The organism is Mesorhizobium sp. M0119 (assembly GCF_040322615.1).
Taxonomy (GTDB): Bacteria; Pseudomonadota; Alphaproteobacteria; order Rhizobiales; family Rhizobiaceae; genus Mesorhizobium.
This window is the reverse complement of record NZ_JAMYTU010000006.1, coordinates 1-15,069: the sequence shown is the minus strand read 5'-3', so window position 1 is coordinate 15,069 and position 15,069 is coordinate 1. Positions and strand designations below refer to the sequence as shown.

General features: G+C 62.7%; 10 protein-coding genes. 5 read left to right on the top strand and 5 right to left on the bottom strand.

Annotated features, from left to right (window positions below; all coding sequences use genetic code 11):
• Nucleotides 1–26 precede the first annotated feature (26 nt).
• Nucleotides 27–1,634: a bifunctional phosphoribosylaminoimidazolecarboxamide formyltransferase/IMP cyclohydrolase gene (purH, locus tag NKJ40_RS07900; protein WP_352465603.1), complete on the top strand. Its 1,608-nt coding sequence runs from the start codon at nucleotides 27–29 to the stop codon at nucleotides 1,632–1,634.
• 40 nt (nucleotides 1,635–1,674) lie between these two features.
• Here the strand turns inward: purH and NKJ40_RS07895 are convergent, their stop codons facing one another.
• Entirely contained in the window at nucleotides 1,675–3,051 is a 1,377-nt protein-coding gene (locus NKJ40_RS07895; RefSeq protein WP_352465602.1) for an MFS transporter, read from the bottom strand.
• Between the two features lie 173 nt (nucleotides 3,052–3,224).
• The gene (locus tag NKJ40_RS07890; protein WP_352465601.1) at nucleotides 3,225–8,033 is read right to left on the bottom strand and encodes an NAD-glutamate dehydrogenase; all 4,809 of its coding nucleotides are present in this window, start codon (nucleotides 8,031–8,033) and stop codon (nucleotides 3,225–3,227) included.
• A gap of 137 nt (nucleotides 8,034–8,170) precedes the next feature.
• Between NKJ40_RS07890 and NKJ40_RS07885 the strand changes: the two genes are divergently transcribed.
• Both NKJ40_RS07885 and NKJ40_RS07880 read left to right on the top strand, forming a co-directional pair.
• Nucleotides 8,171–8,734, top strand: coding sequence for a peroxidase-related enzyme (locus tag NKJ40_RS07885; protein WP_352465782.1), 564 nt, complete (start codon nucleotides 8,171–8,173; stop codon nucleotides 8,732–8,734).
• Nucleotides 8,735–8,871: 137 nt separating this feature from the next.
• A complete protein-coding gene (locus NKJ40_RS07880; RefSeq protein WP_023678126.1) occupies nucleotides 8,872–9,195 on the top strand; it encodes a YciI family protein in 324 nt (107 codons plus the stop codon).
• A gap of 9 nt (nucleotides 9,196–9,204) precedes the next feature.
• Here NKJ40_RS07880 and NKJ40_RS07875 read toward each other — a convergent pair whose 3' ends face one another.
• The gene (locus tag NKJ40_RS07875) at nucleotides 9,205–9,819 is read right to left on the bottom strand and encodes a LysE family translocator (protein ID WP_292664324.1); all 615 of its coding nucleotides are present in this window, start codon (nucleotides 9,817–9,819) and stop codon (nucleotides 9,205–9,207) included.
• A gap of 394 nt (nucleotides 9,820–10,213) precedes the next feature.
• Here NKJ40_RS07875 and NKJ40_RS07870 point away from each other — a divergent pair, with 394 nt between their 5' ends.
• Entirely contained in the window at nucleotides 10,214–10,840 is a 627-nt protein-coding gene (locus tag NKJ40_RS07870) for a DUF1062 domain-containing protein (protein WP_352465600.1), read from the top strand.
• Between the two features lie 57 nt (nucleotides 10,841–10,897).
• Here NKJ40_RS07870 and typA read toward each other — a convergent pair whose 3' ends face one another.
• The gene (gene typA / locus NKJ40_RS07865; protein ID WP_352465599.1) at nucleotides 10,898–12,727 is read right to left on the bottom strand and encodes a translational GTPase TypA; all 1,830 of its coding nucleotides are present in this window, start codon (nucleotides 12,725–12,727) and stop codon (nucleotides 10,898–10,900) included.
• Nucleotides 12,728–12,925: 198 nt separating this feature from the next.
• Between typA and NKJ40_RS07860 the strand changes: the two genes are divergently transcribed.
• Entirely contained in the window at nucleotides 12,926–13,207 is a 282-nt protein-coding gene (locus NKJ40_RS07860; RefSeq protein WP_352465598.1) for a hypothetical protein, read from the top strand.
• A gap of 46 nt (nucleotides 13,208–13,253) precedes the next feature.
• Here the strand turns inward: NKJ40_RS07860 and NKJ40_RS07855 are convergent, their stop codons facing one another.
• Nucleotides 13,254–14,828, bottom strand: a complete 1,575-nt coding sequence (locus NKJ40_RS07855; RefSeq protein ID WP_352465597.1) for an alkaline phosphatase D family protein — start codon at nucleotides 14,826–14,828, stop codon at nucleotides 13,254–13,256.
• Nucleotides 14,829–15,069: the final 241 nt, after the last annotated feature.

Here is a 15,069-nt window from a genome sequence, read left to right as displayed (position 1 = left end):
ACCAGAACTGGAAAGGCCGCCAGCCCATGGCCGTCGCCGCCAAGAATATTCCCGCGCCCGACCTTGTACCCATCCGTCGCGCGCTGCTCTCCGTCTTCGACAAGACCGGCCTGATCGATTTCGCCAGGGCGCTGGTTTCGGCCGGCGTCGAGCTGGTCTCGACCGGCGGCACCGCAAGGGCCCTTGCCGAGGCAGGCATGGCGGTGCGCGACGTGTCCGAGCTCACCGGCTTTCCCGAGATCATGGACGGCCGCGTCAAGACGCTGCACCCGTCGGTGCACGGCGCACTGCTTGGCGTGCGCGACGATCCCGAGCACGCCGCGGCGATGCGCGATCACGGCATCGAGCCGATCGATCTCGTCGTCTCCAATCTTTATCCGTTCGAGGAGGTGCGTCGCTCCGGCGCCGACTACGCGGCGATAGTCGAGAACATCGACATCGGCGGCCCGGCGATGATCCGTGCCTCGGCCAAGAACCACGCCTATGTCGGCATCGTCACCGACCCCGACGACTATGCCTCGGTGCTCAACGCGCTGGAGATGAATTTCGGCTCGTTGTCGCTGGATTTCCGCAAGAAGCTGGCAGCCAAGGCCTTTGCCCGCACCGCCACCTACGATGCGGCGATCTCGGGATGGTTCGCCGAGGCGCTTGAGATCGAGCATCCGACATGGCGCGCCTTCGGCGGCAAGCTGCAATCGGTGATGCGCTATGGCGAAAACCCGCATCAGGGCGCCGGCTTCTATGTCAATGGTGACAGGCGGCCGGGCGTCGCCACGGCGCGCCAGCTTCAGGGCAAGCAGCTTTCCTACAACAACATCAACGACACCGACGCCGCCTTCGAGCTGGTCGGCGAGTTCGACCCGTCACGCTCCGCCGCAATTGCCATCATCAAGCACGCCAACCCGTGCGGTGTCGCCGAAGGCGCTTCGCTGCAGGCGGCCTATGCCAAGGCGCTGGCCTGCGATCCGGTCTCGGCCTTCGGCGGCATCGTCGCCATGAACCGCACCCTCGATGCCGCAACCGCCGAAGAGATCGTCAAGACCTTTACCGAAGTAATCATCGCGCCGGAGGCGTCCGAAGAAGCGGTCCGCATCATTGCCGCCAAGAAGAACCTACGCCTGCTGGTCACCGGCGGCCTGCCCGACCCGCGCGCGGCGGGCCTTGGCTTAAAATCGGTTGCCGGCGGGTTGCTGGTCCAGGGCCGCGACAATGCGGTGGTGGATGATCTCGACCTGAAAATAGTGACCCGGCGCGCTCCGACGCCGGCCGAATTGGCCGATCTGAAATTCGCCTTTCGCGTGGCAAAGCACGTCAAGTCGAACGCCATCGTCTATGCCAGGGATGGCGCCACTGTCGGCATCGGCGCCGGCCAGATGAGCCGGGTCGATTCCTCACGCATCGCAGCGCGCAAGGCGCTCGACGCGGCCGGTCTGACGGAGCCTTTGACCAAGGGCTCGGTCGTCGCCTCGGATGCCTTTTTTCCGTTCGCGGATGGGCTTTTGTCGGCAATCGAAGCCGGCGCCACCGCGGTCATCCAGCCCGGCGGCTCGATGCGCGACGACGATGTCATCGCCGCCGCCGACGACCACGGCATTGCCATGGTCTTCACCGGAGTGAGGCATTTCCGGCATTGAACGCCTTACCCTCCCCCTTGGGGGAGGAGGGAAGAGCAGCTCACTCCGCCGGCCGATCCGCCGGATAGGGCGTGCCGATCAGGATCGCCATGCCGGCGCCGAGGAACAGCACGATCGCCGCCATGCCGAGCCGCGCCGAGCCGCTGGCCAGGGTGATCGTGGCCACCATGAAGGGTGCAGCAAAACTCGTTGCCCGACCGGCCAGCGCATAGATGCCGAAATAGCGGCCCGATTCGGCTGCGGTGACGCTGCGCGCCATGTAGGAGCGCGACGATGCCTGCACCGGCCCAAAGGCAAGCCCGATCAGCAGGCCGTAGAAAATGTAGGCTTTTTCCGCCGCCGTGCCGAACAATCCCCCGCCGTCCAGTCCGGGCATCACCCAGGCACCGAACAGCGTATAGCCCGGGCCGGTCGAGACGATGCCGATCGTGGCGATGCTCAGCATGACAAGCGAAATCATCACTATGGTCTTGGAACCCAGTGCTGTGTCGAGGCGTGCGGCAACCAGGCAGCCGACGATGGCAACGACGTTGAGGATGATGCCGAACAGGCCGATCTCGGTAATCGACCAATGGAACATTGCCGCCGCAAACGTTCCGCCCAGCGCCAGCAGTGCGTTGACGCCGTCCTGATAGATCATGCGGGCGACGAGAAAGCGAAAAATGCCGCTACGCTTGCGCACTTCGGCCAGCGTCGACTTCAGTTCCGATAGTCCCTCGCGCACCGCCGGCCCGATTGGAATGCCTTTGATCGCATCAGGCGTGAAGAAGAACATCGGCAGGATGAACAGGAAATACCAGGCCGCCGACAACGGTCCGGTGGCGCGCGCGTCCTCGCCTAGCCTGGGATCGAGGCCGAAGATCGGGTCGAGCCCAACGACGGTCTTGCCGGTTTCAGGCGAGCCGGCCATGACGGTAACGACGAAGATCAGCGCGATCATGCCGCCGAGATAGCCGAGCCCCCAGGCCATGTTCGAGATCCTGCCGATGTCGCTCTTCGGCACCAGGCGCGGCATCATCGAATCATTGAACACGGTCGAGAATTCCGCCGCGACCGACGCCAGCGAGAACAACGCCACGACCAGAAAAAGATTAGAGCCGGGCGCGGCGAACCACAGCAGGGTGAGGCAGGTGATCTTGACCGCTGCGAAGAAGGCTATCCACGGTTTGCGTGGTCCGGTCTGATCGGCGATCGAGCCGAGGACCGGCGACAAAACGGCAATGACGAGGCCGGCGGCGGCAATGCCGTAGCCCCAGGCCGCTTGTCCGGTCTCCGGATTGCTGGCCATGCGCGAGACGAAATAAGGACCGAAGATAAAGGTGGTGACGACCGTGAAAAACGGCTGTGCCGCCCAGTCGAACAGCATCCATCCCCAGATGCCGCGTCCCGATGCCCGCTGCACTGCCATCTCAGCCATGTCCCCTCCGCTGGAGCTTGCTCCCTGCCGATCGAATCGGAATGACGCTCCGTCTTCTTGTTGAGCACGATCTTGTCCAAAAGCCGATCGTCACTTTTGGGCCCCCAAGGCAGCGCGCCATTCGCTCTATAGCGCAGTTCTTCCCGGCAATCCCGCGCGATGTGGAAGACGTCTCACAGCCCCGTCAGATCGCTCATCAGGCCGGACGCCACCGACAGCCGCGACACGGTGATGTCGCCGCCCTCGGTCAGAGCCTGCAGCCGCTCGCGGATGCGTCCGACCCGTTCGCCGCCGGCCTCCAACCATGCCGTCACTGGATCCGCCGCCTCGGCATGACTGGTGAGTGCCGCCACGGCGATGCCGCGCCTGGCCGCGCCGATCGTGTCGGTGGCGCGGGAAAGCGCCAGTTGATCGTAATAATCCGAGGGCGTGATCGAGCGCGCCGCATCTTCGACGCGCGGGATGCGGAAGACATCGCTGACTGCAAAAAACGCCTTGGCGGCAGCGACGATGCCGGCATTTGACGTCCGCGCTGTCAGCGCAATGTCGGGGATGAGTTCCGCCACATCGGTCAACGCCAGTTGCTCGGCAAGGCTCTCGGGCGCGCCGCCCTTCGACAGGCTGTGCCGCCGTTCCTCGATCCGCTCGCGCGAGAAGGCCGGCAACAGCGAAACGAGCTTCGGCTCCAGCGCCTTGCGCGCATCCTGCAACTCGGCAATCCGCTGCCCGAGCGGTGCAGTGCCGGCATCGTTCTTCAGGTACCAGCCGCTGGTCACAAAGATCAGCCGGCTGACGGCCTGATAGAGATCGAGCTGGATCTGCCCGTCGATCTGGTTGTCGAGCGCGTCGATCTGGCGATAGAGCGCCGGCAGCGCAAAGCCGTCCCGCACCACAGCGAAGGTGCGCACGACATCGGCCGCACTGCGCCCAGTCGCTTCCTGCAGCCGGTTGACGAAGGACGGGCCGCCGCGATTGACCAGATCATTGGCGACGACACGGGCGATGATCTCGCGGCGGAGGCGATGGCGGTGGATTTCCGCAGCATATTTCTTTGCCATGCGGTCGGGAAAGTAGCCCATCAGGTCGCGGTCGAAATGCGGATCGTCCGGTACATCGCTGGCGACGATATCGGAAAACAGCACGATCTTGGCATAGGCAAGCAGCACGCCGAGCTCAGCCCGGGTCAGCGGCTCGCCGCGCGTCTCGCGCTCGGCAAGGGCCGCCGGCGACGGCAGCGTCTCGACGGCACGGTCCAGTAGTCCGCGCGCCTCCAGCGCCGCCATGAAGCGGCTCTGATGGGCGATGTCGGCGAGGCCGCGCTTACGGGCAAGGGACAGCGCCAGCGTCTGCTGGTAATTGTTGGACAGCACCAGGGCGCTGACCTCATCGGTCATCTCGGCCAGCAATCTGTTGCGCGCTGTCCGGGTCAACGATCCCTTGCGCATGGCGGAAGCCAGCGCGATCTTGATGTTGACCTCAACGTCGGAGCAGTTCACGCCGCCCGAATTGTCGATCGCATCTGAGTTGCAGCGGCCGCCATTCAATCCGAATTCGATGCGCGCCCGCTGCGTGACGCCGAGATTGGCGCCCTCACCGATGACTTTGGCACGCAGGTCGAGTGCGGTGATCCGGATCGCGTCATTGGCACGGTCGCCGACATCCTGGTTGGTCTCGCCCGATGCCCTGACATAGGTGCCTATGCCGCCGAACCACAAAAGGTCCGCCGGCGCCTTGAGGATGGCACTCATGATCTCGACCGGCGTGGCCGTTGTCTTGCCGAGGCCGATCGCTGCAGCCGCGGCCGCCGGCAAGGTGATCGACTTCTGGCTGCGCGAGACGATTATGCCACCTTCGGACAGCTTCGTCTTGTCGTAATCCTGCCAGCTTGAACGGGCGAGAGCGAACATACGCCGGCGCTCGGCCATCGAAGCCGCCATGTCGGGATCGGGATCGATGAAGATGTCGCGATGATCGAAGGCGGCTATCAGCCGGGTCTGCTCCGACAGCAGCATGCCGTTGCCGAACACGTCGCCCGACATGTCGCCGACGCCGACGACAGTGAACGGCGTGGTTTGGATGTCGCGGTTCATCTCGCGGAAATGGCGCTTGACCGCTTCCCAGGCGCCCTTCGCGGTGATGCCCATCTTCTTGTGGTCGTATCCGGCCGAACCGCCGCTTGCGAAAGCGTCATCGAGCCAGAAGCCGTGCTTTTCGCTGATGGCGTTGGCGGTGTCCGAGAAGGTCGCCGTGCCCTTGTCGGCGGCGACGACGAAATACGGATCGTCCTGGTCGCGCCGCACCACGCCGGCTGGCGGGATGACGCCGTCCAGCCCGATATTGTCGGTGATCGACAACAGGCTGGAGACGTAATTCTTGTAGGCGGCCGTGCCGGCCTCGAAAATGGCGTCGCGCCCGGCGCTCATCGGCAGCTTTTTCGGGTAGAAGCCGCCCTTGGCGCCAACCGGCACGATCACCGCATTCTTGACCTGCTGTGCCTTGACCAGGCCGAGCACCTCGGTGCGATAGTCCTGCGCACGGTCCGACCAGCGCAGGCCGCCGCGCGCGACCGGGCCGAAGCGCAGATGCACACCCTCGACCTCGGAGCCGTAGACGAAGATCTCCCGCCATGGCCGCGGCGCCGGCAGCCCGTCGACCGATTGCGAATCGAGCTTGATCGCCAGCGATTGGCCTTTCTCTTTCGTATCGGCAACGAAATGATTGCTGCGCAGCGAGGCTTCGATCAGGTTCAGATAACGGCGGATGATGGTGTCGTCGTCGATGTTGGGAACGTCTTCCAGCGCATCCGTGATCTTGGCCTTCAGATGTTTGGCCTGGACGACGCCTTCCGTTTCAGCCGTCGGGCCGAGCCGGGCGACGAACAGCGCATGCAGGCCGCGGGCGATCTCGGGATAACGGTTGAGTGCGGCGGCGATGAAATCCTGGCTCTGCGGGATACCGGCCTGCTGCAGATAGCGGCCATAGGCGCGCAGGACGGTGATCTCGCCCGACCACAGGCCGGCGGTCTGGGCAAGGCCGTTATAGCCGTCATTGTCGACATCGCCGCGCCAGACGGAAAGGAACGCATCCTCGAACAGCGCGCCGCCATTGCCGAGGTCGATCGGCGTGCCGTAGCTGTTCTCGAGTTCCATGTCGTGGATGAAGACCATGCCGGGCTGATCACCATTGATCATGCCGGATTGATTGTCGCCGACCTCGAAAGTGCGCTCGCTGATGACGCGGAAACCGATGTTTTCCAGTACGGGCACGCGCCGCGACAGCGCCACCGGGCTGCCATGGTGGTAGATCTTCAGCGCCGCCTGATGCGGCTTCTGGGCGGCGTGACGGTAATAGTCGATGGCGATCGGATTTGACGCATCGAGCTTGGCGATGCGCCCGGCGTCGGCCAGCGCCACGCCCGGCGGAAAACTGTCGCGATAACTTTCCGAAAAACGCGAGGCGATGGCCGTGAGTCTCGCATCGGCGCCGGTCTCGGTCGCGGTCTCGCGCAGTGCATCGTCCCAGGTCCGTACGATGTCGCGGATCGCCGCCTCGATCGTCGCCTGCTCGACCTTCGGCGTCTTGCCGCCGGAGCGGCCGATGATGAAATGGACGCGCGCGAGCCCGCCTTCCGGGAAGGCCGGATAATAGGCCGACAGCCGGCCTTCGAAGACGGTCTTCAGATAGGTGCCGATCTTCTCGCGCACGACGCTGTCGTAGCGGTCGCGCGGCACGAAGACGAGCACGGAGACGAAGCGGTCGAACTGGTCGACACGCACCAATGCCCTGACGCGCGGCCGCTCGATCAAGCCCAGGATGGCTTCGGCATGCTTGCGCAGGATCGGCACCGGAACCTGGAACAGCTCGTCGCGCGGATAGCTCTCCAGCACGTTGATCAAAGCTTTGCCGGAATGGTCGCTTGGATTGAAGCCGGATTTGGCAATGACGGTTTCCGCCTTCGAGCGCAGATAAGGGATTTTCATCACCGAGCGCGTATAGGCAGTCGAGGTGAACAGGCCGACGATGCGGAGCTCGCCTGAAAGCACGCCTTTGCCGGTGTAGGTCTTGATGCCGATGTAGTCGAGGTAGATGCGGCGGTGCACCGATGACTTGGCGTTGGCCTTGGTGACGATCAGCGGTTCCGGCCCATGCAGGAAGGCGCGGATTTCCGGCGTCGTGCTCACCGCTTCGGTGCCGCGCCTGAGCACCAGCACGTCGGGATCGGAAAGGATGCCGAGGCCGGGCTTTTCGGCGCGCTCGAGCATGCCGCTCGTCTCACCGCCGGTGTAGTTGAATTCGCGCATGCCGAGAAAGGTGAAATTGTCGTCGCGCAGCCATTCGAGGAAGGCGATCGCCTCGGTGACATGGGCCTTGTCGAGCGGCACCGGCGAGTAGCGGAATTCCGAGATCGCCTGGTCGAGGCGGGCAAGCATCGGCTTCCAGTCGATGACGGCGGCGCGTACCTGGCCGAGCAGCTTCGTCAGGCGTGCGGCCAAGCCTTCGGCCTGCTCGGCCGAAAGGCGGCCGATATGGACATGGATGACGCTCAGCCGGTCATGGCTGTGGTCGCCCTTGGCATAACCGCCATCGCCGAGGATTTCCTCGACGCCGTTCTTGCCGTGCCTGACGACGATGACCGGATGGGTAACCAGCAGCGGCTCGCCGGCGCTTTCTGTAATCTCGCCGAGGACGGAATCGAACAGGAACGGCATGTTGTCGTTGACGACGGTGATCACCGTCATCGGCCGGCCCTGGCGGACGACACCGGAATCGACGTCTATGGCAACGACGCAGTCGTCCTTCTTGTGCCTGGCCACGGCGCGGCCGGCGAGTTCGGCAGCACGTTCGAGATCGATGACGTCGTAGGCGGCGACATCTTCGGCCGGAGCTCGGGCCAGCAAGTAGTCGGCAAGCCTGCCGGGCTTTTCGCTACCCTTGGCCGCGCTCATCTTTTTCAACTGGCTTGCGGATTTCAGGCCGGCCATGAGCTAATTCCCTCCCGTCATGTTTTTACAACTATGGTAGCAGATGACGGGTATTTGGCGACAAAGGTTTGACGGCTTGCGACGAAATGTCGGAATTCACCGGCAGCCTGGCGAAAAACGAGGAGAAATCCGCCATGATGATGGACAAAATTACCGCGCTTGACCTCGCACCGGCGGAGCTGAGCGAAGCGACCAAGGCCTATTTCGCCAAATGCCAGGAGAAACTCGGCCTCGTCCCCAATGTGCTATTCGCCTACGCGTTCGACGAGAAGAAGTTGCGGGCTTTCACCGACATGTACAATGATTTGATGCTGGGTGAATCCGGTCTGTCGAAACTCGAGCGCGAGATGATCGCGGTGGCCGTCTCGTCGGTCAACCATTGCTACTATTGCCTGGTCGCGCATGGCGCGGCGGTCCGCCAGCTTTCCGGCGACCCGGCCTTGGGCGAGATGATGGTGATGAATTTTCGCGCCGCCAAGCTGTCGGACAGGCAACGCGCCATGCTCGAATTCGCGGTGAAGCTGACCGAACAGCCGGCAAAGATCGTCGAAGCGGACCGGGCGGCGCTGCGGCAAGTCGGCTTTTCCGACCGCGACATCTGGGACGTCGCCTCGACCGCGGCGTTCTTCAACATGTCGAACCGGCTGGCATCGGCGATCGATATGCGGCCGAACGATGAATACCACGCGATGGCGCGATAGGGCGCCGATGGTGGGATCCAACCGCACATTATATTAGCTACTTCGCATTCTCGTTGCTTGTTTGCCGGTTTGGTCCGATGATCGGCATGCGGCATGACCGCATGCCGGTTCGATGCCGCCGATCAAAGGAGGAGAACATGGCGAAATTTCTCTACGTCTATCACGGCTCGGGCAAGATGCCGACCGAGGAGGCCGAACGGAAGGCAGCGATGGATGCCTGGAACGGCTGGTACGGCAAGCTTGGCTCCGCCGTGGTCGACGGTGGCAATCCAGTCGGCATGTCGAAGACCCTGCTGCCCGGCGGCAAGGTCGAGAACAATGGCGGCAGCAATCCGACCGCCGGTTACACCATCATCGAAGCGAAAGACATCGACGATGCCGTCGGCAAAGCCAAGGATTGTCCTATCCTGACGGACCCGGGTTTCAGCGTCGAGATTGCGCCGATAATCGAAATGGGTTGACGCGCCGGCTCAGGACCGCGCGGCGATCGCCGCCGCAGCGCCGGCCATGGTACCGGCGCTGACGCGGTTGGCGATCTTCATCGCCCGCTTGCTCCTCAAGAGCTTGCGCGCCTGCGATGCGGCGAGCACCCATGTCAAATCGATGGCGACCAGGACCACGGCCATGGTCGCCGTCAGCTCGACCCAGCCGATCACGCTGACTGAACCGAGATCGATGATGGTCGGCAGCAGCGCCAGATAGAACATCATGATCTTGGGGTTGCCGAGCGTCACCGCCATGCCGGCAAAGAACAGTCTGACGGGCGAATCTTCGCGCGGCAGCGTGCCTTCCTTGGCCTCGACCGGTGCCGTCCACATCTTCCAGGCAAGCCAGGCGAGATAGACGACGCCAACCCATTTCACGACGACAAAGGCAAAGTGGAACGTCTGCGCCACCACGGCGAGGCCGAACACCGCCAGTGACAGCCAGATCGCTTCGCCGATCCACATGGCAACCAGGAACGGAAACACGTCGCGAAACCCCTTTGCGATGACCCGCGCCACAAGAGCGGCGATCGATGGGCCGGGCGAGCCGGCGGCAACAAGCAGGGCGCCGGCAAAAATCAGCAGCGATGTGAAATGCATGACGCGGATCTCGTTTGAAATTTTTGGATCGTTCAACATAACCCAACTGTTCCGGCGACGGTAGCGTCCACCGAAACAAGGCTTGTCGGCCAGGCGCCTCGCGGCTAGAAATATCGTCCCGACATCATTTCGAGCTTCATTTTGCCTACGTAACCGCCGGTCTCGTCAACTCCCCCAGCACAGAGCAGGGCGTCGCAGTCGCGGTGCCTGTTTTCACATGATCTGTTCTTCAGGGTGGCGGTTCGAGACCGGTTTGGCACTGCTGAACCGCTGTCGCGCATAGCCACCCGCGACACCTGATTTCAACTGCCGCAGTCTCTCGCCACGCCGTGCCCGCATGGGTATCTCGACATCGCCGATCTGACGAACTTCCCGACGGGAAGGGCTTTTCGGCATGCCTTCGATACTGCGTATCCGCTGGGCGATCGCGCCCAAAACCGCACCTCGACCTCACCTCAACTGCAATCGCTGCGGCGGCCTGAAAGCCTATCGCTACAGCGGCAAATTCCGCGTCAACGCCAATGGCAAACGCATTGACGCCTGGTTGATCTACCGCTGCATCGACTGCGACAATTCCTGGAATTTCGGCATTCTGGAGCGCTGCAGCCGCCGCGATATCGAACCGGCAATATTGCAGGCGCTCGAAAGCAACGATCCGGTCCTGGCGCGGCGCCATGCTTTCGATGTTGCCGCATTGCGAAGCAGGATCGGGCGCGTTGAGGAGTTTCCTGAAGCCATCGTTCATAAGCAGGTGCTCGGGGACAGGCCGGAAAATACCAGCGCTCTCGAACTTCAGCTCGGCCTCGAAATGCCGACAGCCTTGCGGCTCGACCGGTTGCTGGCCAGCGAACTCGGTGTCCCGCGCTCGCGGCTACAGGTTTGGGAAGAGAAGCGATTGCTGGTGGTTGGTCCGGACGGGGCCAAAGCCTTGCGCAGGCCAGCCCGGGCGGAAACGGCGATCCGCATCCACCTGTCTGGCGAACCAGACCGGGACGGCATTATCGCGGCTGCCGGCGGATAAGATAAAGGGAGGAAGCACGCACGTGCTCCCTCCCTCATAATTGCTGAGAAAAGTGGCTTATGCCGCGCCGACCACTTTCGCCGACTTCTCAAAACGCTTGCGCTCGTTCGGGTCGAGATAGAGCTTGCGCAGGCGGATGGTCTTCGGCGTTACTTCGACCAGCTCGTCGTCCTGGATCCAGGCCAGCGCGCGTTCCAGCGTCATGCGGATCGGCGGCGTCAGTTTCACCGCCTCGTCCTTGCCGGCGGCGCGGATGTTGGTCAGCTTCTTGCCCTTGAGCACATTAACTTCGAGGTCGTTGTCCCTGGAATGGATACCGATGATCATGCCCTGATAGACCTTGACGCCTGGGTCGATGACCATCGGGCCGCGATCTTCCAGGTTCCACATGGCATAAGCCACCGATTCACCCTGTTCGTTGGAGATCAGCACGCCGTTGGTGCGGCCGGGCAATTCGCCCTTGTAAGGCTCATAGGCATGGAACAGCCGGTTCATCACGGCGGTGCCGCGCGTATCGGTGAGCAACTCCGACTGGTAGCCGATCAGGCCGCGCGTCGGCGCGTGGAAGACGATGCGCTGGCGATTGCCGCCCGAAGGGCGCAGCTCGACCATCTCGGCCTTGCGCTCCGACATCTTTTGCACGACGACGCCGGCATGCTCCTCGTCAACGTCGATGACGACTTCCTCGACCGGCTCCAGCAATTCGCCGTTCTCGCCCTTCTGCATGACGACGCGCGGCCGCGACACGGCGATCTCAAAACCTTCGCGGCGCATCGTCTCGATCAGCACGGCCAGCTGCAATTCGCCGCGTCCGGAGACGAAGAACGAATCCTTGTCCGGCGATTCTTCGATCTTCAGCGCGACATTGCCTTCGGCCTCGCGCAGCAGGCGGTCGCGGATGACGCGGCTGGTCACCTTGTCGCCTTCGGTGCCGGCCAGCGGTGAATCGTTGACCAGGAACGACATCGTCACCGTCGGCGGGTCGATAGGCTGCGCGTGCAGCGGCTCGGTCACCGACAGGTCGCAGAACGTGTCGGCGACGGTGCCTTTCGACAAGCCGGCGATGGCGACGATGTCGCCTGCCTGCGCTTCGTCGATGGGCTGGCGCTCGAGCCCGCGAAAAGCGAGAATCTTCGAGATGCGGCCGGTTTCGACCTGGGTGCCGTCATGGTGCAGCACCTTGACTGCCTGGTTGGATTTCAGCGTGCCGGATTCGATACGGCCGGTGATGATGCGGCCGAGGAACGGATTGGCTTCCAGAATGGTGCCGATCATGCGGAACGGGCCGGGATGAACTGTCGGCGCCGGTACGTGCTTTATGACGAGGTCGAACAGCGGCGCCAGAGCCTGGTCCTTCGGACCTTCGGGGTTTTCCGAGACCCAGCCGTCGCGGCCTGAACCGTAAAGGATCGGGAAGTCGAGCTGCTCGTCGGTCGCGTCAAGCGCCGCAAACAGGTCGAACACCTCGTTGACCACTTCGACGTGGCGGGCATCCGGCCGGTCGATCTTGTTGATGACGACGATAGGCTTCAGTCCGACCTTGAGCGCCTTGCCGACGACGAATTTGGTCTGCGGCATCGGCCCCTCGGCGGCGTCGACCAGCACGATGGCCGAATCCACCATCGACAGGATGCGCTCGACCTCGCCGCCGAAGTCGGCGTGGCCGGGCGTGTCGACGATGTTGATGCGGGTATCCTTCCAGTCGACAGAGGTCGCCTTGGCCAGGATGGTGATGCCACGTTCTTTTTCGAGATCGTTCGAATCCATGGCGCGCTCGGCGACGCGCTGGTTGTCGCGGAACGAGCCGGACTGTTTCAGAAGCTGGTCGACGAGGGTGGTTTTTCCATGGTCGACGTGCGCGATGATCGCGATATTGCGGATTTTCATGTTTTGGTCTCGGGAGCGTTGCAGGCAGCAGGCCAAAAGGCGCTGCCTCTTTCGGTTGGGCGGCTCATACAGGGTTTTTCGCAATTGCGAAAGAGGAGGCGAGCCACCAAATAAAGTCACCAAATCTTAAATGTCTTGGTGTGAAGTGGAATTATTAAACAAGGCGGAACCTTTCATGGTCCGGGCAGTTCGAATTTCATGATGGACGCAGGCATCAGACTCCGGCCGATTTTGGCATGTAGCGCACTCGCCGTCCTCCTCGCGGCAGGCGCGGCGCAGTCGGCGGCGTCGTTCAAGGAGACGCGGCCTGCCCTGCAATCCGACACGCCTTCGGCCGAGCAGCTTTTTGCCGATGCTCCCGATGGCGTCGACCCGGTTGTGACCGGGCCAGTCAGCGCCGCCTTCAAGCAAAGGCAGCAAAACGCTGGATGCGACAGCGCCGTCTGGCCCAACATTCCCGTCGTTTGCTATCCCGATTGATACACGTCCTACCCTCGGGCTAGCCCGAGGGTAGTGGCGCAGTCGCTCACGCCGACCGCACCGGATCGAGCGTGACCTTGTAGAGTTCGCTGTCGTCGCGATCCATCAGCCGCACCGTCAACTGCTCGGTGGCGCCATCGATGTCGACGAGCCCAAAGAACTGCAGGCCGGCCGACGGCGGCAGGTTTTGACCTTGTTCGGCAGTTGGTGCCTTTATGAACTTCAGCTCCGGGCCGAATGTCATGTCGAAACCATTAGGCCCGAACGTGCCGGAATGGATCGGACCCGAAACGAATTCCCAGAACGGGTTGAAGTCCTGGAACTGCGCCTTGTCCGGATTGTAGTAATGGGCGGCTGTGTAATGCACGTCTGCGGTGAGCCAGACAGTGTTGCTGATACCCGCATTCTTTATATAGCGAAGAAGGTCGGCAATTTCCAGCTCACGCCCCTTGGCCGGGCCATTGTCGCCATTGCTGACCGCCTCGGCCCCTACCTTCTTGGTGCCGTCGTTCCAGACGACGAGGCCGAGCGGCATGTCGGCGGCGATGATTTTCCAGGTTGCGTTGGAATTCGCCAGTTCACGCTTCAGCCACTTGATCTGCTGTTCCCCGAGGATGCGCGATTGCGGCGTCATCGTCTCCTGCATATCCGGACCGTTGGGGCCGCGGTAGGAACGCATGTCGAGGAAGAACACGTCGAGCAGCGGACCATAGGCGATCTTGCGGTAGACGCGACCGGGCTCCGACGGCTCGTAACGGATCGTCGTCATTTCGTGGAAGGCGCGCGCCGCACGTGCCGCCAGCACATGGATGGATTTTTCAGTGTAGCGATCGTCGGCGCTCAGGTCCTTCGAGTCCGACCAGTTGTTCAGCACCTCGTGGTCGTCCCACTGATAGAAGGTCGGGCAGATGGCGCTGAGCGCCAGCACATGCCTGTCCATCATGTTGTATTTCCACTGCGCCCGGTATTCGTCCAGCGTCTCGGCAACCTTGCGCTTTTCGTCGATCAGCACTGTGTTTTTCCACTTGCTGCCATTGGGCAGGTCGACCTCGTCCTTCATCGCGCCATCGGCATAGATCGTATCGCCCGAATGCAGGAAGAAGTCGGGCGTGTGCTTCGCAATCGTGGCATAGGTCTTCATGCCGGTGTCGTCGATGCCCCAGCCTTGGCCGGCGGTGTCGCCCGACCAGGCGAAACGAATGTCGCGCTTCGAGGCAGGCGCCGTGCGGAAGCGGCCGATGATCGGCTCCGAAACGGCGTTGATGTCGGCAAGATCGGCCGCGACCATGCGGTAGAAGATGTCCTGGTCGGAGGCGAGATCGGTGAGCAGCCGCTTCACTGTGTAATCGCTGGCCGGCGAGGTATCGAGCGGCGCCAGGCGGACGGCATTGGCGAAACTTTCGGTCGACGACACTTCGAACATGACGCGCGACGGCCGATCCGTGCGCGTCCAGACCATGCCGCTGGTCGCGTCGACGTCGCCGGACTGGATACCGTGGGTAAAAGCCGGGCGCTGATTGGCGCGCGAGTAATAGGGAAGGGCGAGGCCCGAGGCGCCGACCAGGCCAACGGCGCTGGCCGACGTGACGAAAGCGCGCCGTGTCATCGAAATCTTGTTCATGGCTGTCTCCTGGATGGCATTGAACGTCGCCGCCAAGCTCCAGCTTCAATGTTTCAGGCACATTTCGAAACGATGAAGGTTTCGTTACAACCAACAAGCGGGGAGGCTGGACCGCTCGGCGGCGAAGCTGCTGATCTCCCCCTCCTGGGCAGGGCTATCGCATATGAGTGATGGCATTGATGAGATAGTCGTCGTTCCAGGCGCATTTCTTGATGCGATGGCTGATGGGAACTTTGGCAGC